The sequence below is a fragment of the Streptomyces sp. NPDC031274 genome (assembly GCF_055570235.1).
Genome location: NZ_JBVIHP010000001.1, coordinates 1 through 21596 on the forward strand (window position 1 = coordinate 1; position 21596 = coordinate 21596).

The 21596-nt window shown below is 68.9% G+C and carries 20 protein-coding genes and 1 pseudogene; all 21 read right to left on the minus strand.

Annotated elements, in window-relative coordinates; all coding sequences use genetic code 11:
- Nucleotides 1-125: 125 nt before the first annotated feature.
- The 21 genes and pseudogenes from ACZ5CR_RS00005 to ACZ5CR_RS00105 all read right to left on the minus strand — a co-directional run bounded on the left by ACZ5CR_RS00005 (nucleotide 126) and on the right by ACZ5CR_RS00105 (nucleotide 21135).
- The gene (locus ACZ5CR_RS00005; protein ID WP_468851983.1) at nucleotides 126-545 is read right to left on the minus strand and encodes a hypothetical protein; all 420 of its coding nucleotides are present in this window, start codon (nucleotides 543-545) and stop codon (nucleotides 126-128) included.
- 84 nt (nucleotides 546-629) lie between these two features.
- On the minus strand, nucleotides 630-1388 hold the full coding sequence (locus ACZ5CR_RS00010) for a hypothetical protein (protein ID WP_468851985.1): 759 nt from the start codon (nucleotides 1386-1388) through the stop codon (nucleotides 630-632).
- 21 nt (nucleotides 1389-1409) lie between these two features.
- Nucleotides 1410-2105 carry a hypothetical protein gene (locus tag ACZ5CR_RS00015; protein WP_468851987.1) on the minus strand — a complete coding sequence of 232 codons (696 nt, stop codon included), beginning with the start codon at nucleotides 2103-2105 and terminating at the stop codon, nucleotides 1410-1412.
- A gap of 13 nt (nucleotides 2106-2118) precedes the next feature.
- On the minus strand, nucleotides 2119-2964 hold the full coding sequence (locus ACZ5CR_RS00020; RefSeq protein ID WP_468851989.1) for a relaxase/mobilization nuclease: 846 nt from the start codon (nucleotides 2962-2964) through the stop codon (nucleotides 2119-2121).
- Nucleotides 2961-3386: a hypothetical protein gene (locus ACZ5CR_RS00025; protein ID WP_468851990.1), complete on the minus strand. Its 426-nt coding sequence runs from the start codon at nucleotides 3384-3386 to the stop codon at nucleotides 2961-2963. Before ACZ5CR_RS00025 ends, ACZ5CR_RS00020 begins: the two co-directional genes overlap by 4 nt.
- Before the next feature lie 99 nt (nucleotides 3387-3485).
- On the minus strand, nucleotides 3486-3983 hold the full coding sequence (locus ACZ5CR_RS00030; protein ID WP_468851992.1) for a hypothetical protein: 498 nt from the start codon (nucleotides 3981-3983) through the stop codon (nucleotides 3486-3488).
- A gap of 342 nt (nucleotides 3984-4325) precedes the next feature.
- On the minus strand, nucleotides 4326-4979 hold the full coding sequence (locus ACZ5CR_RS00035) for a transposase family protein (protein ID WP_468851994.1): 654 nt from the start codon (nucleotides 4977-4979) through the stop codon (nucleotides 4326-4328).
- Nucleotides 4980-5198: 219 nt separating this feature from the next.
- Complete coding sequence (locus ACZ5CR_RS00040) at nucleotides 5199-7970, minus strand: hypothetical protein (RefSeq protein ID WP_468851996.1); 2772 nt, start codon at nucleotides 7968-7970, stop codon at nucleotides 5199-5201.
- Nucleotides 7971-8945: 975 nt separating this feature from the next.
- Nucleotides 8946-9458: a hypothetical protein gene (locus tag ACZ5CR_RS00045; RefSeq protein WP_468851998.1), complete on the minus strand. Its 513-nt coding sequence runs from the start codon at nucleotides 9456-9458 to the stop codon at nucleotides 8946-8948.
- A 144-nt stretch (nucleotides 9459-9602) separates the two neighbouring features.
- Nucleotides 9603-10676, minus strand: a complete 1074-nt coding sequence (locus tag ACZ5CR_RS00050; protein ID WP_468851999.1) for a DUF8094 domain-containing protein — start codon at nucleotides 10674-10676, stop codon at nucleotides 9603-9605.
- A 15-nt stretch (nucleotides 10677-10691) separates the two neighbouring features.
- Complete coding sequence (locus ACZ5CR_RS00055) at nucleotides 10692-11246, minus strand: hypothetical protein (RefSeq protein WP_468852000.1); 555 nt, start codon at nucleotides 11244-11246, stop codon at nucleotides 10692-10694.
- A gap of 248 nt (nucleotides 11247-11494) precedes the next feature.
- Nucleotides 11495-12370 (minus strand): hypothetical protein, encoded by an 876-nt coding sequence (locus ACZ5CR_RS00060; protein ID WP_468852002.1) that lies wholly within the window; start codon nucleotides 12368-12370, stop codon nucleotides 11495-11497.
- A gap of 269 nt (nucleotides 12371-12639) precedes the next feature.
- Nucleotides 12640-13209 (minus strand): hypothetical protein, encoded by a 570-nt coding sequence (locus ACZ5CR_RS00065; protein ID WP_468852005.1) that lies wholly within the window; start codon nucleotides 13207-13209, stop codon nucleotides 12640-12642.
- Nucleotides 13210-13223: 14 nt separating this feature from the next.
- Nucleotides 13224-14738, minus strand: a complete 1515-nt coding sequence (locus tag ACZ5CR_RS00070; protein ID WP_468852007.1) for a VirB4 family type IV secretion system protein — start codon at nucleotides 14736-14738, stop codon at nucleotides 13224-13226.
- 28 nt (nucleotides 14739-14766) lie between these two features.
- Complete coding sequence (locus ACZ5CR_RS00075) at nucleotides 14767-15228, minus strand: DUF6238 family protein (RefSeq protein WP_468852008.1); 462 nt, start codon at nucleotides 15226-15228, stop codon at nucleotides 14767-14769.
- Between the two features lie 106 nt (nucleotides 15229-15334).
- Entirely contained in the window at nucleotides 15335-16807 is a 1473-nt protein-coding gene (locus ACZ5CR_RS00080) for an SCO6880 family protein (protein ID WP_468852010.1), read from the minus strand.
- Between the two features lie 81 nt (nucleotides 16808-16888).
- Nucleotides 16889-18268, minus strand: coding sequence for an SCO6881 family protein (locus tag ACZ5CR_RS00085; RefSeq protein ID WP_468852011.1), 1380 nt, complete (start codon nucleotides 18266-18268; stop codon nucleotides 16889-16891).
- Between the two features lie 33 nt (nucleotides 18269-18301).
- On the minus strand, nucleotides 18302-18994 hold the full coding sequence (locus ACZ5CR_RS00090) for a hypothetical protein (protein WP_468852013.1): 693 nt from the start codon (nucleotides 18992-18994) through the stop codon (nucleotides 18302-18304).
- Nucleotides 18994-19308, minus strand: coding sequence for a DUF6112 family protein (locus tag ACZ5CR_RS00095; RefSeq protein WP_468852014.1), 315 nt, complete (start codon nucleotides 19306-19308; stop codon nucleotides 18994-18996). Before ACZ5CR_RS00095 ends, ACZ5CR_RS00090 begins: the two co-directional genes overlap by 1 nt.
- Before the next feature lie 213 nt (nucleotides 19309-19521).
- A complete protein-coding gene (locus tag ACZ5CR_RS00100; protein WP_468852015.1) occupies nucleotides 19522-19887 on the minus strand; it encodes a hypothetical protein in 366 nt (121 codons plus the stop codon).
- Between the two features lie 121 nt (nucleotides 19888-20008).
- Nucleotides 20009-21135: pseudogene (locus ACZ5CR_RS00105) on the minus strand (C40 family peptidase).
- Nucleotides 21136-21596: the final 461 nt, after the last annotated feature.

A 21596-nucleotide genomic window follows, 5' to 3' on the forward strand; every position in this document is an offset into this window, starting at 1 on the left:
TCGGGGAGGGGGGGGGGGGTGGTCTCGGGACAGGTGTGGGCCGTTTTTGGGGTGAGGTCTTTTTTGTCGGGGGGGGGGGTGGGGGGGTGCCGCCCCGGTGGGTTCCGTACCCCGCCGGGGCGGACTTACGGGGTGCGCCGGGCCGGAGCGTGGCGCGAGGGGGAGCTGGCCGACACCGGTTGCTGCGCAGCAGGACGGGCTGCTCGGGTGCGGATGTCGTGCACGGCCTGCCGGTAGGCTGCCTCTTCGAAGACGTCGGGCGTGAAGTTCACCTCGTAACCGGCCAGGAGAAGGGCGGGGATGGCGCGGGTCGCCAAGTGCTTCTGCTCGTCGGCACCGAGGTGTTCGGGCACGGTGTGCCAGATGTAGAACGGCCCGCCCGTGCGAAGTTCGTGGCGTTCCAGACCGAGCTGCTCCAGCAGGTCGTGGAGTTGGGCAGGGGCGCCGGTAGGGGTGTCGGTAGGGGTGTCGGCGTGAATGGTCGTCGTCAGGGCCTTGACGTAAATCTCGACGTCCGTGCCGTACTCGTCGGCCAAATTGGCCATGTGCCTCTCTTCGGGGTCAACGGCGTTGAAACCTAGGTGATGGTGTGGGGTACTCCGGCACCCGGTAATGGGGCTCCGATTGCTTCACCGGAATCGGGTGGCCGGTGTGCGCGTGCCGGCCGGTGTCGGCGGCATGGCTGCTAGGGCGGAGGTGGGCGCAGTCCGGCCTGCGGGATGCTGCAGGGCGGTGCTGATGCCGAGTTGGCCGAGCTGCGGGCCGATCTCGCGCAGGGCGCGGGCCTGGGCCTGGGTGTCGTCGCCGCCCAGGCGGTAGATGCCGCTCTGCGGGTCCTGGACGAAGCCGTTGGCCACGAGGACGGCGCTGGCGCGGTTGTCCGCGGGGGCGGTGGCGACGCTGCCGTCCGGTTGCCAGGTCAGCACGACCCGGTCCGGCTGGGAGGGCTGGATTCCGCCCAGGGCGTTGTGCCGGACCTCGGCGAGCGCGCGGTCATAGCGGTCGAGGAGATCGCGGGCGACCTGTTCGGCGCTCAGGAACGGGTCGTCAGCCAGGGCGATGCCGTTGGGCTCGGGGACGGCGCGGTACGCCTCGTCGGGCAGGGTCTGGGGGGCGATGGCGGCGATGAGGAAGCCGTCACGTTCGTCATGCCGTTCTAGAAGGACGAACTGGGCGCCGTCCGGGCGGCTCAGGACGGCGGCCTGCTGGAGAGGGCGCTCGGCGAGGGAGGCGGCGACCAGGTCCAGGTCCCAGATGCGGTCGGCGAGTTCGGCGAGATCGTCCTTGGCGTCCGGCGGGAGGTGGGAGCTGGTCCAGTTGCCGGGGAGTTCGCCGGCGAGGACGTCGGCGTACGAGGCGAGGCGTTCGGAGGTGTCGTGGTCGTGCATGGTGTCCTTGGGCGAGTGGGGTCAGCGGCGCGGCCCGGCGGCCACCGGGGGTGGCGGCGCCGGGAGTGTGCGTGGCGATGTGGGGCAGGCGCACACGGCGGAGCGCTCGCGTTCGGTGGTGGGGACCTCCTCGGTGCAAGTGCTGCGACCGGGGTGCGGGGCGTGCCGGTCGGCGAGCGCGTTGCGTGTGTCGCCGAGATCGGTGCGGATGACGCGTAGGGGCTCGTCGGCAAGATGGCGCAGCCGTATGGCGATGTGAGGGACGGCCGCCTGGCCGAGCCCGTCGTGGAAGTCGGCGGTGGCGGCGAGGACTTCCTCCAGCGCGGCGAGGATGCCGTCGTGGGCGGCGGTCAGCTCGATCAGGGCGTCGGCTGCCTCGTCCGTGGTGGTGGCCTGGCGAATGCGCTCGGCGACATGAGCGACAGAGGCGCCCAGTGGCAGGTAACTGGTTGGACGGGATTCGGTGTCGAAGTCCTCGTCGCAGTCAACGTGATACCCGGTGGCCCGGAGGCGAGCTACGGCTTCGGTGGCGAGACGGGACTCGTCGTCCCCGGTGAGGCCGGTGGGGGTTCGGTGGTAGCTCTCGTGGACTCGGACAACGGCGATGAATCCCGTGCGCTGCAGGATGCTGTGCGCCTCGGAGTCGCCGCCGCGGGCGAGGAGTTCGTCGGAGTGCCGGTCACGTCGTATGTCCAGGAAGCGGTCGGTACGGGGCAACGAGACGTTTCTCCTACGGCGATCGGTGGGCGGTGTGCCGGGCTGCGGGCGGCACGGGGGCGCCTCGGGGTTGGACCATGTGGGTTGCGGTGGTGTCCAGGTCCTGCTGGATGGCGTGGAGGCGGCGGGCGATCAGTTCCAGCTGGTGTGCCGTGTCGGAGCTGGCGGCGCCGGGTTGGCGGGCGATCCGGTACGCGGTGTGCTCGACGAGCCCGCGGACCGCGGCCAGCGGGCCGGCCTGTTCGTCGGCCAGCTGCGTGAGGATGCTCGCAAGCTGCGCTGATGCCGTAGGCGCCGTACGGATGGCGGGCCGCGCCGTGGGCCCCGTGCGAACACGGAACAGGTGGAGGTCCTGCTCGATGAGGCGGGCCTCCTCGGAGAGGCGCCGCAGGATGTCTGTGGGCAGGGTGTGCCAGGCGCCGTCGAGGTGGATCAGGTTGGCGATCAGGTCGAGGCGCTGGGGCTGGGCCTGTACGGCGATCCACCGGCAGCCGTGCTCTTTGCCGGGGATCTCGATACTGGCGGCCCGCGCGAGCCGGTGGGCGGTTTCGGCCCACTCTGGTCCGGTCAGCTGCCGGTCGTCCGGGTGGAGCCGGACGGAGAGGTGGAGGATCGCGCGCCGGTCGTCGTCCGGGCTAACAGCGAACGGACGCTCCAAGTAGGGGTCTTCGAGGTGCTCGGCCCACTCGGCGGACGTCCAGATCTTCTGCTCGTCGTCCAGGGTGAAGTAGTCCAGGCCGGGCCAGTGGGCGACGACCGTGTACTCCGTCAGGCCCTCGTTCGGCGAGACCGGCCGCCCCAGCGCCTCGGCGAGCGGGCCGTGCGGTGTGTGGGTGCGCTCGTGGAGTCGGGGGATCACCGGCCGCCCCGGATGTCGGCGATGTGCACGAGCTGGCCCAGGGCGGTGGTGGTGTACCAGCCGCAGTCGATCAGCTCGTTGCGGTCGGCGTACCGGGGCAGCAGCGCGTCCTCCATGGCCCGCAGATAGATCAGGCAATCCGGGCAGCGCCGCGAGAGGTGCACGAGGTAGCGGGGATGGGCGGTGACGTAGGACTGGGCGCCGCCGGTCGCATCCCGCAGACGCCACCCGTCCTCGTCGGTCGGGGTGTGCCAGGACGGGGCCACAAGACGCATCGCGTCGCCCCACAGTTCACCGCCGGCCACCCCCTTGAGGACGACGACGGTGTCACCGGCCTGGAAGTGGGCGTGGGTGATGTCCCGGTCGGGCGTGAGCGGGTCGGGTGTCGGTGCGAAGGCCGAGGTGGGCGGGGGATGGGACATGGGTTCCTTCCACGCAATCGCTGGCGGGGTGGGAGGAACAATGGTCCGGAGGAACGCCGGTTTGGCTAACCGGCGTTTCCCGGCTATGTTGCCCCGCGCTCAGCGGAACGGGTTCTCCGTTCCGCGGTCCGACTCGGTGGCAGCGTCGAGGAGTTCGAGCACGTCGGTGCCTTCGGCTTCGCGCTGGTCGATCCACCATCCGGCGCGAGTGATGGCGCGGGCCTTCTCTTCCAGCTCCGCCCAGTCCGCCTCGTCCCAGGACCCTTCAATGACCAGCGCGGTGTGCGCGGCCGTCATCAGCTGGTGGCGGGATCGCTCACCCCAGGCCAGAGCCTTCTCCGGTCCTTCCAACTGCGGCATGTTGAATTGCTCTGCCCACGCGACGGCAGCTTCCTGTTCCTCGGCGCGCTTCGCCGCAAGCCACTCCTCCTTGGACTCGCTGTCGGCGTCGCGTGCCGCCTTCCAGCAGTCGGTGCAGTCCTTCGCCGCGAGCCAGCGCGCAAACCCAGCCCGCTTGTCGGCGGGACGATTGGACAGGTCATGATCCACGCGGTGGGAGCAGGCGTGCTCCACGGTCCACTTGGTTCGGACGGCCATAAATTGGTCTCCTCAAAAGGGTTGGGAAGTAGGGGGGCGCCCTGGTCAGGGCACGTTGTGTGCGCAGGCCGGCCATGATGCGCGGGAGATGGCGGGCATGGATCTTGGTGTCGTCCTCCCGGAACGTGCGGTCGCGGACGTGGTGCAGAAGATTTTCGATCTTCCAATGCCCTCTGATCCAGTCGGCGAGCTGGGCCCCGGTAGCCGCGCCGGGCGGCAGGCTGGTGATCAGGTAGACGCGCTCGATGGTGAGCGTGCCGGTGGTGAAGTCCGCCCTCCAGCGCACGACTTGCAGGGCCTGGCGCGCGTCGGGGTAGTCGAGGTGGGCGAAGCCGGCGGTCTTCAGCCGCCGGATCTCCAGGCGGTGGTGGGCCCGGGTGCGGTCGTAGTGGTCGAGCGTGATCTCGCGCCAGGGCAGGCGGCGGACGCGGTGGAATAGACCGGGATGATTGGCCTTGACCTGTCGGCGACCTGGCGCTGGGCCAGGACGTGACCGGTGTGGTCCATCGCGGCGAGCAGGGTGACGTGCCCGGTGACGTGGGTGCGCGAGCCGCGCAGGGCCTTGCCGTCAACAGCGATCGCCCGCAGTCCGGGGCCGGCCGGGATGGCGCGGGCGGTGAGGAAGTCGCCGATCGCCCGGTCCAGGGCGTCGCCGTCGAGCTGGACGAGCAGACGGCGCAGGGTGTGGGGGTGCGGGACGGACACGGTGCCGGAGAGCGGGTCGGTGGGGAAGCCGAGAAGCCGGCAGGCCCACGCGGGGACGTCGCTGATCCATTCCGTGATCGCGGTGAGCGAGCGGGCACCGGCCAGGACGCTCGCCGCGGCCGCGGCGACCAGGGCGGACAGCCGGTAGCGGCGGCCACGGACGCCTCGCGGGTCGGGCACCAGATCCAGGAAGCCAGACAGTGCGACCGCGTCCGCCAGCGGGCCCGGCGCGGCAGTCCGGCCCAGTTGGGCCAGCGCGGTGGGTATGGGAGAAGATGCAGGAGCAGGCACGGACTCGCCAGGTGTTCATGGGACTTCGACACTCACATGATCACTGAGACCGTGCCTGCACTGCGTCCGCCCCCGCCCGAACCGGGATGCCCCCTCCAAAGACTGGCCAGCACGACACTCCGGACGAAACGTGATCACGCAACTGTCCCTGGCTCCGGAGTGCTGCGATGGCGGATGGGTTCTCTCTGACGTGGGCCCGTCACGCAAGCTGTTCGTGGCTCACGTCAAGCTATCCCACGTCCAGGCAGCAGCAGCACTCTTGTTGGGCTCTCGTCCGAACCTGAATTGCCAACGATGATCACTGAATTGCATGAACTCGCTAAAATGCCCCTCTGTCGGCAGCCGTTCAAGCAGAGTGCGTACCTGATCAGTGGCACCCGCCCTATGCAGTGCGCTCAGCAGAGCGGATATTTGATCCTTGCCCTTCAAGTAGACGTGAGAGGCAGGATCGCGGCTCAACAGCATTGCGAGGTGCCTGTCGGCGCCGATCTCTCGGAGATAGTCGAGCAACATCAACACTGTGTGGTCTGACCAAACGGAGAAGTCAGCGGAAGCCCGGCGAGCCAGAACGAGAGCCTCTTCATGCATGCCAAGGTCCGGCAGGATCCTGAGCAACCAGCCAACGGCATATTCATCTTCGAGGGAAAGGGTTGCGGCGGCTCCTTGCGCCAGACGGCGAGCCTGTTCGCGCATACCTAGTGCCGATAGGCACAGCAGGACATGGCCTACAAGTCGCACTTCATCAACCGAGACTTGGGAAAGAACTTGATCGGCTAGAGCACGGGCCCGTTCTTGTTGCCCAATTTTCCACAGACTCTCCGCCCGCACGACCAGGACATAGAGATCTTCGACTGTTGTACAGGCGGCCGGCTCGTTCATATCGGATTCTTGTAAACTGTCCAGCAGCTTGATCACGGTGTGCGCGTCGTCGAGATCGATGCAGATTGGTTCGCCCGGTGAGGGGTGCTGTTCTGCCAGGTCCGTCGGAGCGGGGGGCCGCTCTTCCACGACCTGGGTCGCATTCTCCCGCTCCGAAAAGGCGAGGTAGTCGGCAGCACGTTCAGCCAAGATGCTGTGTTCTTTACCGGCACCGATCCGTTGCAGGGTGTCCAGCAACTCGATCACTCCGTTTGCCTGGAATTGACTCTCAACGGGGACGCACCTGGCCGCACGTTGCGCCAGGACGGCACTTTGCTCGTTAGCATTGAGACGCCTCAGGCAACGCAACAGGCGGACTACGGTGTAGGGGTTGTCGAGGACAACATGAGATGCGGGGTCTCTGTCAAGTAGTGCGGTGATCTGCTCGCTTGCGCCGATCGTCTTCAGCTGTTCCAGCAAGACGACGATGTCGGCCGGGTCACGGAGATCAGCGTGGGCTGCAGCCCAGTAGACGGGTCGATGGTCGGTCGGGTGCACGGACAGCAGATTCTCGACGAGGGCCCTTACGGCGCCGGGCTGGGCGTGGGAGACGGCGCGCTTATGGAGTTGAGCGGCGTCGCGATAGAGACCGCGTTGCCAGGCGGCGTTCCCGAGGTGGACAAGGTCAGCCGGATCCGCGTGGGCAACGGCTGCGGTCCAGAAGGAGACGGGCGGAACTTCGTCCGTGAGGAGGTGGCGGGCATGCTGCTCCAAGTAGTCGGCCAGTCGATACCAAATGCCCTGGCCTACCTGGAGCGTCAATTCAGATGACGGCACTCTGCCCTGGCGCCCGCTTACGCGCTGGTGACCGAAGACGAGGGGGTTGACGAGTGTGAAGATACCGGGGATGCCTTTGCACGGGGTGGCAGCGTAGTCGAGCGCCTGCTGAAGCCAGTCGCTGTCGGTTTGCTCCAGTTGCTGATCACTGAGGTAGCCGAACACTGCATCCGCCAGGAACGCCAGAGGCAGTTGAGGCCCCATGTTGTAGCGGCGGGCCTCCATTGCGGCATGAATCAGGGCTTTGGTGGCAGGGATCGCCTCTTCGTAGCGATCCATCAGGATCGGCACTCCAGCCAAATATTGAGTGACCTGCCCATCGTGCGCAAGCACTGCGGCTTTACGGAGGCGGGGATCGAGATCACTACTCTTGTCCAGCGCGCTCAGCTCTGCGGCAGTGAACACGTCTGGAACTTTGATCTTATGCCCGTCCAGCAAGGCTCGGGCATGGGCGTGCCGGTCGGGTTCTGTACGAGTACTGAGCGTGTTCCAGTACTTCGGCCACAGAGTGGCCAACACCAGTACCGGGCCCTGTTTCCGGTCGCGCAGCAGGCTGCGCAATGCCGCAGCGAACTGTTCACCGCGCTGATCCGGTGTAAGGAGGTATTCCTGGGCCTCATTGAGCCAGATCACCGTGTGGGGGGCCACGTGGGCTATGTCTGTCAGGGCCGCGTCGGGCCGGGTGGGGGCGATCGGGTGCCACAATCGCCAGGGCTCGCTCCGCTGACGCAGGACGGACAGGGCTTCCCAGCAGGCGCGGGTCTTGCCCGTCGAGGATCCTCCCACCAACACCGCAACGCGGCTGGCTCCCGCGGCAGCTTGCTCAACCACCTCGGCCAGCGCCCGGTCGTGCTTCCGCGGAATGTACGCCGGCAACGTCGGCAACCCAGCGGCCGGGTGGTCGATCGCGTGGTGAACTTCCAGATGAAAAGGATCGATGATCTCCTGCAACGGATGCCCTGGGCGTAGTTCCGTGAGCGCCGCCCTGCCCTGCCCAGCAGCAGATGCCGCCTGAGTGCCTTGTGCTCGGCGGGTGGCCTCCGTTCTGTAGGCGTGTTCCCAACGCTGCGTCTCCAGCATCCGAGTTACGACCGGATCCGCGATCAAGCCAGCATGCTCAGCGTGCTTTCGCACGGTGCGAACCAACGTCAACAACTGGCTCATCTGCTGGGGGAAGCGCTCTGCCCGCAGCCAGTCTCCCACCGTGGTCCGGCTGACTCCGACCGCGTTCGCCAGCGCACGGTTGGACACCTGTTCCCCAAGGCTACCGCTGAGCAATAAGGCCAACTCGGACATCAGCTCGCCATACCGCGTCTGCTCCGAAGACTTTGTCACCCCCACCAACTTTCACGGATTGCCCAAGGGTGTCCAGCCTGTCTCCTGGACAGCCGGTTTGACATGCCACCCCGTCCCGCCCGCGCCGGGCTCTTGCCTGCCCATTTCGACTCGTTGTGTCCAATGGGCACCCAGACGCTTCCTGGACGGCCCCCCTGACACCCAACGTCGTGCTCCTCCAGCACCGCCCGCCCCAGGGCCGCCACTCACATACCGGAGAGCCGTGATGAGTTCACTGCAGATTCTGTCCCTCCTGCTGGCGACGTCCACTGCCTTCCATTGCGGGACGCTCGCAGGGTTGTTGGCTCGCCGCTGTGGTACTGCCGTCCCTCAGGCTCTTCTCACCGGTGCCGGGGCCACAGCCACAGCACTTGGCATCTACCTGACCGCCATTGCCGCCTATCGCTGATGGGCCCGACATATGTGCGCCGACACGAGCACCGTGAACCTCAGGCTTCGCGCGCGAAGCCAACCGCCAACGGCTGGCGATCTTCGCCGCCGCCGATCGCCTACGGACCGCACCCCACGCAGGTCTATCGGCAACCTCTCCGTTGTCCGGTCCGCTGTCGAAGCCGGGGGTACGTACTGAGTCGTCGCTCAGAGGCAAACCGGACCTGCGCGACCACTCTCAGCAAGTCGCGCGAGCAACCGAGAACACCCCCGGTCGCGGTCCGCAAGGCGGCTGATGAGGGGCGATGTTCGTGGCTTCGCGAGCGACAGTGTTTCCCAGGCCCAGCACTTGGCCCTTGATCGACACCTGTCTCATGAGACATGCAGAGCGCGAAGAACACTCCCACGGCACGGACTGCCGGGTGAGGCTGGCATGCATGGCGGCCAGGTAGTCGAGCCGGTCTTCGCGCAGGCGGCTGGCGATGACGACGGTGATCAGGGGCGTGGTGGTCGGGGGCAGGGAAGGCTCCGGGAGTACGAGGGGAACTAGCGGCGCGTGACGGGACGCGAGGTACCGGCCTTCGCCGGGGCGGTGGCGGGAGCACTCCGGGGAGGCGTGCGCGATGCCCGGATCATGGGCGCGGGGTCGAGGCAGGACCAGGCCGCCGGGTGGTCGTTGAAGGCGGTGCGCGGGTCGGTGGCCCAGTCCACGACCGGGCCGAGGTCCTCGTTCAGAAGGCTGATCACCTCGATGCCCTCCTTGTGCAGGACGTACCCCCACTGCATGTCCTGCTGGTCGGCGGTCGTGTCGGTGACCGACATGCGGACCGGCGGGGAGCCGTCCGGGGTGATCAGGTGGTCGAGGGTGCGGCTGGGCCTGTGCCCGCCATCCGTCAGCGCGTTCACGAGGGCGGACGGGGCGCCGTCGAGGAGATCGGTGCCGAGTTCGTCCCAGCCGACGGCGACGTCGTCGATGAGGTGCCGGCACATGGCCTCGACGTTGCGCCCGAACTTGTGCTGGTAGGCGGCCAGAAGCAGGGGCAGGTGGTGGCTGGGCATGCCGTCGAGCTGGACGTGGATGCCTGTGTACCCCGTGCCGAGGGTGGGGCGGGCAATGAAGGAGCGTGTGGACAGAGAGAACTCCAGTACCGACCAAGCGGGGCAGGGACATTCGTTGCCATCAAGTGGCGCGCACGTGTGTGTCTAGGCGCGGTGCGACCAGGAGGCGACCGGGGGGCCGGAGGCGTCGGTGCGGGCGCAGGTGTAGCCGATCAGGCGGGAGGGCTCGGCCTTCGCGGGGACGGTGGCAGCGTCGTTGCACACGAACGTGTACTGGATGGAGGTGCGCGGAACACCGTGCAGCCAGGCGCGGTCGTCCTTGCCGGGGTTGATCTGCAGACCGGAGTACGCGACAGCGTCGGTCTGGGTGTGCGTGTGGGAGAAGAGGATCAGCGCGCCGCCGTCGGTGGTCTTGAGGGCGTAGGCGTCCTTGTAGCGGTTGTTGGCGCCCGCGAAGACGGTGGTGCCCTGCTTCCCGTAGCGAGTGCCGGTCTTGGCGTGGACCTCGATCTGCTCCTTGCTCGCCTTGGTCGGCGTGAAGATCTTCTTCCCGGTGTTCGCGCCTCCGGTGGCGAAGTTGTCCAGCACGCCCGCCCGCAGGAGGTCGGCGCCGGCCGCGAGCTGCTTGTTGCCGTCGGCGGCGACGGCGGTCGCGTATCCGTCGCGGTCCAGGGCGATGTCGGGCAGTTTCGGGCTGTCGAGGTCGACGACGGACACCAACTCCCATCGCTTGTCCTGGGGGCGCTCGGCGAACACCCCCAGCCGCGAAGGGGCCTTGCCCTTCTGCTCCGAGAGGGCGGCGGCGAACCAGCGGCTCTCTCCGGCGGCCAGGCGCGGGATGTACAGCTTGGCGCTGGATGTGTCGTAGGACCACGGCTTGTACGGCTTGCGGTCGGCCTTGGGCAGGCCCTCGGTTTCGGTGTAGTCCGAGACGGACATCGCGTACAGCGGGCCGTTCTCGACCGTGTCGAGCAGGCGCCGGTTGCGGTCGGCGTTGGCTTCGTTGTTGGTCTTCGAGTAGTGGGCGATGACGTCGCGGGCGTGTGTGGCGCTCAGGGCCGGTGCGGGGTTCGGTGCGGTGCTGGCGCCGGACGTCTGGCGGGCTTGGGTGGGGCTTTTGTCTTCAGAGCAGCCGGTGAGGGCCAGGGCGAGGCAGGCGGCGCCGACGAACAGCGGCAGGACAGGGCGGGCGATACGGATAGAGGCTCCAAGGATCAACAGGGGAAAGGGGGATCAGCGAGTGCGGCTGGTCGAGGGTTTGGCCTGAGGCGAGGCCGGAGGAAGGGCGGCACTGGTGGTGGGCGCCGAGTGGCGCAGGTTCACACCGATGCCCTTGGCCGTGAGCTGCTGGACCACGCCGTGGACGCGAAGGGCGCGACCGCTGTCCCCGTACGCGGTGGGCAGGAGGAAAGCGCCTTGGTGCGGGAGGTACTGGAATCCGTGGGCGTACAGCGTCATGCGGGCACCGACCGGCACGCTCTTGTACGGCGCGCCGAGGGCTCCGTCGCCGTACAGGGTCAGGGTGAGGACCTGGTCGACCTGTGGCGGGCCGGGCCGGTGCGGAGGGTCGGGCTGGGCCGCCGCTTTGTCTAGTACTTCTTGCAGGGCCTGTTCGTAGCGGGGAAGCACCCGCCGCGTGACGTGTGCCGCCGCCCGCGCGGGGTCTTTGGGAACGGCGATGCCATTTGGCTCCTCGACGGCGTCGAGGTGGTGGGGCTTGATGTGCGTGCCGTCGGGGGCGAGCGGGGCGACGACGAACTGGTGCGGGTAGCGGGGCCGGTCGGCCACATATAGCCGCTGGTCGACCGGTCCGTGGAGGACAGCGTCGTGGGTGAGGACGTACTGGCTGACGATGTAGTTGACGTGGCTGTTGTCCCAGAGCTGATCGGTGAGGGGAACTGGTCCGCGTACCGCGCGTGGCGCTGGTACTCGCTGGTCCAGGTACCGGGCAGGCGGGCGGCAAGGGCAGCGGCGAAGGTGGACAGGTCGGTGCGGGGTGAGGTCATGTGTTCCTGGAGGGAGGCGGTGGTCCGGCGTCAGCGCGTGTGCCGCGGCTGCGCCGCCGGGAGGGCTCGCGGGGGCAGGGACGGCGGACGGTCAAGGGCGGACGCGAGCGGCAGGGCCGGCATAAGGGGAGTGAGTACCCGCATCCGGTCCTCGGCCACGTGCAGCATCTCTCCGAGGTTGCGGATCTCGGCTGCGGCGTCGGCGAGGTCGTAGGACAGGTCGAAGCCGTCGTCCTCCTCGGCTTCCTTGGCCTTCTCGCCGGCTGCTTCGAAGAACTCGCCGAGCCGCTCCAGCAGGCCGTTGACCGGATCCAGGACCTGGTGCAGCAGGGCAGCGGCATCCGCATGGAACTCGGCTCCGTTGAGCCTGTCGGTCAGAGCGAGCATCGCGTCGCCGTAGACGTAGACGGTAGGCCGGCCCGTTGCGGGGGCGCTTCCGGTCGCTGGGACGGCATTTGGTAGCAGTCCGAGCTGGTCGAGGCGCCGGTCGATCGCCTCGACCAGGGGCTGGACGCTGCCGCCGTGGTGAGCCTCGGGCCGCTGGGAGGCACCAGGGTCGGCGGAGGGAACCGAGTCATAGATGACCTCGAACAGCGCCTGGTCGTCCGGGTGCTCACGCGTCGCGATCCAGCCCTCCGGAGACCCCGGTGGGTGGTCGGAGGCGGGCTCCTGCGGCGGACTGATGATCAAGTAGCTGTCATCGGGGAGCGATACGCGCACGATGTACGCGCTGAGGCCGAACTCGATGTCGCACTCCAGCCCACGCTGCCGCAGTGGCGTGGTGATGTGCGCGTGGCGGCGCCACAGCTCCTGCCACCACGCGGTGGCCACATGGCGATGGTCGGGAAGCGGCGCGAGCGGCGCCGCGTGGCCGTCGGCACGAGTAGATTCGTCGTCAGCGCCCACGGCTTCTCCTGCGGGATATGGGCGCGCGGCGTGGCGACGGTGTCCGATGGGCGGGGCTGGGCACCGCAACCGGAGTGAAGTCCAAGTCGTACTCGTCGCAGGTGGCGATCAGGTCGTGTTCCCTTTGGGCTTCGCGGTCGGCGGCCTGCGCCATGAGGTCGTCGTGCTCGGCCTGGCACTGCTGGTACTCGGCCCAGCCGGCGTCGCTGAAATGAGCGGGGCGGTTCAGGGGACTCCTTGAGGTGGTGAGGTCAGTGCGGCAAGGCGGGCTAGCGGTGGCGACCGCTCGACCTGGGCGGTGGGAGCACCGGAGTCTGCCGGGGAGTGAGCGCCGAGAGGAAACGGTGGAAGTCGAGGTGCTCGTCGAGTTCCGTGGCCGCGCCGCGCAGAGATTCCGACGTGCGCCGCAGGAACGCTCGCGCCGAGGCATGGTCGATGACCATGCGGTTCGTGAGGTAGCGCCGGTCGGTCGGATTGGAGCACCGTGGCAGGGACAGGGCGCTCTCCGCAGCCTCGGTGAAGTGCGGCGCTGCGTGGCTCGACATGGAGGCCGCCGTGGCGAGATGGGCCAGGACGGCACGGCCGGCGCGGGTTGCACTGTGCGGGCGCTGGGCGAAGTCAGCAGTCAACCGCAGGACGTCGCGGGAGAGGTCCTGTGCATCGGCGGCGTGCTGGAGCAGCGCGGTGTAGGAAGGCGCGGCCGGGACATGGCCGCTCTCCTCCAGCAGCTCCCACTGCTGGGCGGCATCGAGCAGTTTGTCCTTCATCGCGCTGAGCGCGCCGCTAAGTTGGACAGCGTCGTCGCGCGGTATCAACTCGCGCTGGATATCGGGTTTCACGGGCCTCCTGTGTTTCAGTGCATGCGGGCGTCGGTGTCGAAGAGCGCCAGCTCGTAGCTGTGCAGGAGGTGCTGCACGATGAAAGATCGTCCGGCGACTTTCCACAGGCCACGGCCGCGGTTGAGGTGGGCGATGGCGTCCATCTCGACGGAGGTCAGGCCGAGCAGGGAAGCGGCGGCGTGGAGCTGGTCGGTCTCCTGGCGGTAAACGATTCGGGTGCTGCAGTCGGCCAGGAGCCCTTCGGCCAGAGCGCGGCCCTGTGATCCGGCGTCGCCTGCGGTGAGCAAGTCGGACAGCCGGTGGATCACCATGAGGTTCGCGATGCCGAGGCCGCGGGAGAGCTTCCACTGGGCCTGCATGCGTTGCAGCAGGCCGACGTGCCGCATCAGCCGCCATGCCTCGTCGTACACGATCCAGCGCCGTCCTCCGGACGGATCGGAGAGGGCGGATTCCATCCAGGCGGAGGCGCAGGTCATGGCCAGGACGAGGGCGGTGTCGTCGCCGGATCCGCCGAGCCGGGACAGGTCGATGGTGAGCATGGGCGCGTTCGGGTCGAAGGCGACGGTGGAGGGGGCGTCGAACATGCCGGCCAGGTCGCCGTGGACCAATCTGCGCATGGCGTGGGCCAGGTCGCGGGCGGCGTCGCCGAGTTGGCCTGACATCATCCCAGCGGCCTGTTCGAGCGCACTGGGGTTGTTGAGCGTGGCGGCGACGTCGCCCAGGAGCGGGGTGCGGTGTGTGTCGGCGGCGTGGGTGACGACGGCGTCCAGGGCGACGTCCAGGGCGGTGTGTTCCATGGGCATCAGGTCGCGGCCCAGGACTGTCCGGGCCAGGGACCCGAGCAGGAGCAGGCGCCGCTTGCGGATCTCGCCGACCCAGTCGGCCTCGGACACGCTCTCCGGGCGCGGGGCCGCGTCCAGGGGGTTCAGGCGGCCGGGCAGACCGGGCCCGAGAGCCACGGACCGGCCGCCCAGGGCTTCCGCCACCGGCGTCCACTCGCCCTTGGGGTCGCAGGGCACGTAGACGCGGTAGCCAAAGGCCACCGAACGCAGCGCGAAGCTCTTGGCCAGCGCGCTCTTGCCCTGTCCGATCACTCCGGCGAGCAGAATGTTCGGGTTGGTGAAGCCCTCGACCTTGCCGTACAGCGCGAACGGATCGAAGACGAACGACGCCTCCGCGTGGACATCGCGCCCGATGTACATGCCCTCGGCGCCGAGTCCGCCTTCGGCCAGGAACGGATACGCCCCCGCCGCGACGGCTGTGGTCATACGGTGGGCGGGCAGCTTCAGCCGGTTCTTCCGCGCGGAGGCGGGCCCGGGGCGTCCGCTGGGTGGGTAGAGCGCTGCGGGCGTCTCGTGCTCGGTGGATGCGCTCTCGGCCTGGTGGGCGCTGGCTTCCGCGCGGACCTTGGCGGTGGCCTCGGCGAGCTGGCGACGCGCTGCCTTGCGGCTGGCGCGGTCGGTGCCATGGGGGGTGAAGAGCGGGCTGGCGGACGCGCGGCGGGCGCGGCGGGCGGGCCGGTGGCTCATCGGGGGCCCTCGTTTCTGCGGGTGGTGCTCATCGCACGCAGGCCGTTGTGTGCGGGCGGAGGTCGGTGGGGGTGGTCTTGCGGCGGATGACGTGTCCGGCGGCGAGGTGGCGCTGGCAGATCGTCAGCACGGGCGGCCCCTCGGGCAGCCGCTCTGGATGGCATGCGCTCGGTTCGGCTTCTGCTGCGGTGGTGCTGGGCAGCAGGTGGAAGGCGGAGTGGACCTCGCTGGTGGCCTGCCAGAGGCGGGTGTGCGCGGTGGCGAGGTGGCGGCCGGCGGCGGGATGTGGAGGCCGGGCGTTTTCGGCGAGTCTGTCCAGGAGTTGGAGCAGGGCGGCGAGGTGGGCGTGCAGCACGTCGAGGTGCTGGCGGTCCGTCTGCCGGGGTGGGTTCGCGTCCGACGGTGCCAGCGCCCGGGTGTGATGGCGGACTCCGGCGCTCGCGGCGCGAAGGTAGGGGTGCGCGTCATCCGGACGCGTGCGAGAGGTCAAAGGTGGTGGTCCTTCCTGCCGACAGGCAGGGGTGGCGGCAGGTGGTCTGTCGCGGATGATCGAAGAACAACGGGCCAGGGGGAGCACTGGCGGGGACGGGCCCGGTTCATAGGGCGGTGCGGGCGAGCGGGAGCGCGGTGAGCGCGAAAGCGTCCGGCTGCTGGTAGTTCAGCCTTCTCAGGTCGACGCCGGAGATGACGGCGTGGGTCTCGATCTGTGCGCAGGCGGCGTCCAGGAGGGCGTCGGTCTCGGCGGTGACGGTGACCAGGCCGGTCAACGCCACGTCGGCGTGCCCGGCGATGAGCTGACGTTCGCGGGTTTTGACGTCGGCGTACTCGACGGAGTCCTCTTCGGAGTCGACTTGTCCGCGGCGGGCGCGCTCGTTGGCGTCGGCGATGATCGCCGCCTTTTTCCGCTGGACGTCCCGCAATGCGGACTCGAGCCCCTGCGGCACGTAGATGAGGGAGAGGCTGCGGCGCACACCTGCGGTGAACATGATCCCGTGCAGGAACCCGGCCCCCATCTCGGTGCGCGGCCAGTTCTCCACCCAGTACGTTGCGTGCCGTGCACTGTCGGTGGTGAGGCGGTCGTACTCCTCGAACTGGACGACGGGCCCGGCGGCTGCAGGATCGGCCTCGGCACGGCCGGTCTCGGACCACTGCTGGAGCGCGCCAAGCGTCCCCGGGTCGTAGGCGGTTCGGATGACGGCGGCGATCTCCCGTGCGCTCAGCCAGCCGGTTACCTGGAGACCGGCGTTACGGGCGGCCTGAGCGATGGACGCGGTGGTCTGCTCCATGACGGTGAACGCCCCGGGCAACCCTCCGCCGGCCTGCGAGATCAGGCGCCGGGCGGCCTTGAGGTCGAGGGAGATGGCGAGGTAGGTCTCGTGCGGGGCGGCGGCGGGGCCGGCCGAGGCGACCAGCTCGGAGTAGATCTGCCCGGCGACGGGGGCCTGGGGCTGGCCGTTCTGGTTCCAGTGGCGGCTAAGAGTGTCGCCGCTGTCGGGAACGGTGCGCTCCAGCACCTGGACGGTGGCGACGTGTCCGGTGCGGGCGATGCCCGCCAGCGCACGTCCCCAGCTGCTCACGTGGTGGTTCTGGGTGGCCGGGTCGAGGAGGACGAAGGCGCGCGAGCTGACGCGGGCGATGGCGGTCAGGGTCTGCTGGTGCGGGTCGTGCACGGCCGCTGCGCCGTTGACGGAGTCGCCGGGGGTGACCACCTTCAGGGAGGCGGCGGTGCCCGGCAGGTGCAGGACGCCGTCCTGCCGGGGCCGGGTGACGGGCCGGGCGAGCCAGAGGGTCTGGCCACTGCGGCGGCGGTGGGCGTAGCGGGCGACGATCGGCGCCCAGTCGATCAGGGAGCGGCCGTGCCGGCGGATCGCGACGAGGGCACCGGACGTGGCCCACAGCGGGGCCAGGACGACGGCGCCGATCAGTCCGGTGGAGACCACCGTCATCAGCAACAGCGCCAGCGTGCAGGAGACGAGGACGAGTTGGGGCAGAGAGAGGCCGAGGAGGATGCCGCGGCGGGACCGGTGCGGGAACTTCACCGTGACCGGGGCGACGGAGAGATCAGTCAAGGGGCGGGTCCTGGAGAAGCGAGTGGAACCCGGGGGCGGGAAGTGGCGTGCACGTCCCGCCCCCAGGAGTCGGGCAGGGGATCAGAGGCCGGTCGGTGGCGGCGGCGGTGACGCCGACCCGCCGGTCGTGGCGTTCTGTGAGCCGGAGGACGGGGGTGCGCCCTGCGGTGGCGGGGTGGTGGTCGGCGGAGCTGACTGCCATCCGCCGCCCTGGCCGGACGCTGCATTCGCGCCGGATCCGTCGGGCCCCGGGCTGCCGCCCGTCTGACTGCTGGTGTCGTCGGACACGCTCGTCGGGGCGGGCTGGACAGCCTTCTCCAGGCCGGACTTGACGGCATCGCCGCCGGGCGAGACGCCGGTTCCGCCGCTCTGCGGACCTTCCTTGTCTTCTCCGCTTCCGCCGGTCGGGTTGGAGGAGATGTCGCCGGGGAATCCGCCCCCGCCACCGGCGTCGGGGCCCTGTGGTGCGGCGTCTGCTCCGGCTGCCGCGCCGCCACTTCCGGCGGTGGCGGCCATGGCAGCGGCCTTGCGAGTGGCCTTCTCGGCATGCTGCTTGGCCATCTGGGCTCCGGAGCCGCCGGCACGGTGGATGGACTCGCCGTCGGTTCCTTCAGCCGCCCAGTGGACGAACTTCAACGTGGCGTAGGGGCACAGGAGCACCAGGACCATGATCACGATGCCGGACATGACGTCGGCGAGGGCGCCGATGCCGTCCTTGGCCTCGGTCTTGCCCATGGCGGCGATGCCAAGGACGAAGATCACGGTCATCAGGAGCTTGGAGACCACCAGGGTGGCAGTGGCTTCGATCCAGCCCTTGCGCCAGCGGCGTGCGACCTCCCAGCCGCCGCCTGCTCCGGCGAAGATGGCCAAGGTGACCATGACGAGGATGCCGACCTTGCGGACCATCATCACGCACCAGTACAGGAAGGCTCCTACCGCGGCGCCGAGACCGGCGAACACTGCGACGAGCCAGCCCAGTCCGGCAAGGCCGGGGATCTGGTTGACCTTGACGATGCGGCGCACCGCGGACTCGATGTTCAGATGTGAGGCTTTGAACAGCCCGTCGGAGAGGGCGTCGACGACTTCGATGGCGACCGTGGTCAGGGAGATGGCGCAGAAGGCGAACAGGACGCTCGACATGGTGCCGGTGACGGCCTGGGTAAGAGCCTGTCCGTCGCGTTTGACGGCGGCCCGGACGAGCTGCGCGCAGAACGTTGCGACCAGGATGACCAAGCTGATCGGCAGCAGCATCTCGTAGTTGTCGCGGAACCACGTCGCGTTCAGGTCCACCTTGGTGGTGGCGTTGACGGCCTTGGCCGCCAGGTCGGCCGCGGCGGCGGCGAGTTCGCCGGCGCTCTTGGCCATCCAGTCACCGATGGCCTTGCCGGGATCAGAGGCGAAGCTGACGGCGTCACCGACGGCGCAGAGCTTGTCCGCGAGGGGTATGTCGCAGAAACCCAAGGGAAGTCGGCCTCCTTATCTATTGGGGGTGGGTCACTGCGTGACGCTGGGGGCGATGGCGGCCAGGCGGCAGTCGTGGCCGGGGCGGCACTGCACCGCGAGGGTCACGGCGCGCTCCTCGGCTCCGCCGCCGCCCTTCTTCCAGACGATCTGCTGCCGTCCGTTGACGGTGACGACGTAGATGTACGCCTTGGTGATCGCGGAGGGGTCCTCAGCCAGGGCCTGCTTGAACGCGCCGGGGTAGTGGCCCTCGGTGACCGTCGCGGTGGCGTGCTGGTTCTGATCGGCCATGCGCGACCACAGCAGCGGGTCGGGCACCTGACCGGAGACGGACGCCCAGTCGGCGTACTTGGTCTCCTTACTCATCCACGCGCGCATGCCCGCGAGTTGCTGGTCGCGGCTGGTGTCGCGGGTGTCGTACGACCACAGCATCTGGGCCGCTGCCTTGGCGTACGCCACCGGCTCGGAGATCTGCGGAGGCTTGGGCACCGAGCCGGATCCGGAGGAAGGCTTCGGGGCGGCCTCGGAGGGGGAGGGGCTGCCAGCTGGGGCCGGCGCGGCGGGGTCCGGAGCGTGGTGGCCGTTGCCGCCGCCGGTCAGCAGGGCGACGATGGCGGCAAGGGCGAGCAGGCCGGCGACGACGGAGGCGAGGATCGCGATCCGTCGGTTGGCAGACCAGCCCGCGCCGTACGACGAGGGCGAGAGGGAGGGGAATCGCTTTTGCATCAGTGGACCTGCGACCCGAGGGCCGAGAAGAACGCGACGATGCCGTTCGCGGCGCCCAGACCCAGGGCAGCGCCCGCAGAGACGACTGCGCCCTTCTTTCCATTGGCCTCTGCCTGGTGGCCACCGGTGTGATGACCCCAGGCCCATACGCCCAGGGAGACGGCGAGGGCGCCGACGACGGCGATGATCCCGAACATGTTGATGCTGTTGACCACGTTCTTCAGCACTGCTAGGCCGGGCAACCCGCCGCCCTTGGGGGAGATGCCTGGGTCGTAGGCGAGGTGTATGACGCGGTCTGTGAGAGGGACGGACATAGGTGTGGCGGGGCTCCTTGCGTACGCGGGCCGGGCAGGGGCCGAAAGAGGAGAGGAGGAGGGGGGAAGGCCGCGGCTTCGGGTGCGGGCGCGCAGCCGGGTAGGGAGGGGACAGCGGCGTCAGGCGGTGGCGGGAAGAGGCCACCCCTCGCGCCGGGGGCGCCGCTTCGAAGGCGCGTTTCGGATCACGGCCAGGGAGGGCTGCCGGGCGTCCTACTTCGGGATCGGCGGCTTCGGCGCGGGGTTCGACTCGTACGGGTTGGCGCAGTCGTAGATCATGTAGCCGCGGATCTTCTTGCCGTCGGACTTCCGGGCCACGGTGCCGCGGGTGTACCAGGTCTTCTCTGCGCGCTTGTAGGCGAACTGGTTGTAGGCGACCTTGTCGTGCCGGTAGGCGATGCCCACGACGGCGGCCTTCTTCGAAGGATCCTTGCGTACCTTGACCGCCTTGCACGAGATCGTCGTGTGGCCGGTGTCGTACGCCTGGGCTGTGGAAGCGCTGGTGAGGCTGCCGGCCGCAACTGCAAGGCCGATCGAGCCGGCCGCGAGGGCGCGCCGGACGCGGTGGTGGACCGTCACGTGAATACTCCGTGGTGTTGAGCGATGGAGGGTGGGCCGTCGGCTCGTCCTGGTGGTCGGCCGCCGGGCGAAGCGATGGGGAGCTGACTGCCGGCTCGCGGGGGCTGCGGCCTGACCGGGGTCAGATGACGCGGCGGGCGGCGAGGATCGTCCAGTCCTTGATCGGGGTGATCCGGACCGGCTTGGTGGTGCGCGGCGCCTCGATGACCAGGCCCTCGCCCATGTACATGCCGACATGTTCGGGGCGAGTGGCACTGCCGCGGCTGAAGATCAGGTCACCGGGCCTGAGGTTCTTCGGTGAGACGGTCTTGCCTTCGTTGACCTGGGTGTATGTGGTGCGGGTGAGCGTGACGCCGGCGTGGGCGTATGCCTGCTGCATCAAGCTGGAGCAGTCGCAGCGGCCCATCGGGTCGGGGCCGTGCGAGTCGGCGCAGCTGCCACCCCACTGGTACTGGGTGCCGAGCTGGCGCATCGCCCAGTTCAGCGCCTTGCGGGCCTTGGGGTCGGCATCCTTGGGGATCTTGTATCCCTTCGGGACGCTCCCCTCGGGGATGCGGCCGAAGCCGGAGCCGTCCTTGGAAGGAGCGCAGTCCGGCATGGCGGTCTCGGCTTCCTCGTCTCCGTCTTGGAGGGGGCGTCCTTACCGGCGTTGGGGAATGTGGCGGCGATGGCCTTCTGCAGTGCGGTGGCCAGGCCCTCCCACTTCGCGTATGCGTTGGGGTGGCCCGATGCCTGCACGGCCTGGGCGGCTTGGGTGACGGTCATCTGCTGCCAGCCGTTGACCTTCAGCAGCGCCTTGTAGAACTTCTCGCTCGCGTAGACCGGGTCGCGGATCTGCTGAGCGGTTCCCCAGCCTTGGCTGGGGCGTTGCTGGAACAGGCCCAGCGAATCCCGGTCACCGGAGCCGAGGTTGCGCAGCGTTGATTCCTGCATCGCGGTGGCGAGGGCGACGATCTGGCCGCGCTTGGGCACGTCCAGGCCGATGCCGGTGGCGACGATGGTCTGGGCGTTGGGGATCTGCTCGTCGGGCAGGGAGAGACCCTCGACCGTCACGTCCTTGCCGGACGCTCCGTCGAGGATCTTGGTCACCTGTTTGGCGACGTCGGCGGTGTCGACAGCGCACAGACGCCCGGTGAATGCGGCGTTGCTCTGGGAGGCTTCGCTGGAGGAGGCCATCATCATGGCCGTTCCGGCGAGCAGCAGGGGGGAAAGGACGACGACGCCGATACCGGCGGCGAGCGCCTTCAACCGGCGCGGACCGCTCGTGTGTCAGCGATTTCGGGCATGGGCGGGTAGCGAGACGTCATGGACGTGTCCTTCGGTGTTGCGGTGTCCGGCGTGCCGCGTGCGCGAGGCGTGATGGAAGGGCGCGGCGGGCGGGGTGGGCAATCGGTACGGGCCGGTACGGGCGAGTTGCCGCTCGCTTCGCGTGGCCTGGCCGTGAGCTAGGTGTGCCGGGGCAGGGGGTACCTCCGTGAGATGTGGCGGGAGTAGCCAGCGGCGGTGTGCGCCGGGCGGTTCAAAAACAGTAGGCGCGGATCGGCGGTTGACCAAAAAGACGGCGTGAGGTATCGGAATCCGGCACCTCAGCAACACATTTCTTGGTCGTCGGCGGATTCGCCTCTACAGTTTTTGAACTCCCCCTCGCCTTCCTCGGTCTGCGGCCCTGGGCTTCTGCATTCCCACTTCCGGCCCGCGAGGGCTCCCGT

Excerpts from the sequence above, each read along its gene's own strand:
- ACZ5CR_RS00005 (WP_468851983.1), bottom strand. The coding sequence starts at position 545 with ATGGCCAATTTGGCCGACGAGTACGGCACGGACGTCGAGATTTACGTC.
- ACZ5CR_RS00010 (WP_468851985.1), bottom strand. The coding sequence starts at position 1,388 with ATGCACGACCACGACACCTCCGAACGCCTCGCCTCGTACGCCGACGTC.
- ACZ5CR_RS00025 (WP_468851990.1), bottom strand. The coding sequence starts at position 3,386 with ATGTCCCATCCCCCGCCCACCTCGGCCTTCGCACCGACACCCGACCCG.
- ACZ5CR_RS00030 (WP_468851992.1), bottom strand. The coding sequence starts at position 3,983 with ATGGCCGTCCGAACCAAGTGGACCGTGGAGCACGCCTGCTCCCACCGC.
- ACZ5CR_RS00040 (WP_468851996.1), bottom strand. The coding sequence starts at position 7,970 with ATGTCCGAGTTGGCCTTATTGCTCAGCGGTAGCCTTGGGGAACAGGTG.
- ACZ5CR_RS00045 (WP_468851998.1), bottom strand. The coding sequence starts at position 9,458 with ATGCCCAGCCACCACCTGCCCCTGCTTCTGGCCGCCTACCAGCACAAG.
- ACZ5CR_RS00070 (WP_468852007.1), bottom strand. The coding sequence starts at position 14,738 with ATGAGCCACCGGCCCGCCCGCCGCGCCCGCCGCGCGTCCGCCAGCCCG.
- ACZ5CR_RS00090 (WP_468852013.1), bottom strand. The coding sequence starts at position 18,994 with ATGCAAAAGCGATTCCCCTCCCTCTCGCCCTCGTCGTACGGCGCGGGC.
- ACZ5CR_RS00095 (WP_468852014.1), bottom strand. The coding sequence starts at position 19,308 with ATGTCCGTCCCTCTCACAGACCGCGTCATACACCTCGCCTACGACCCA.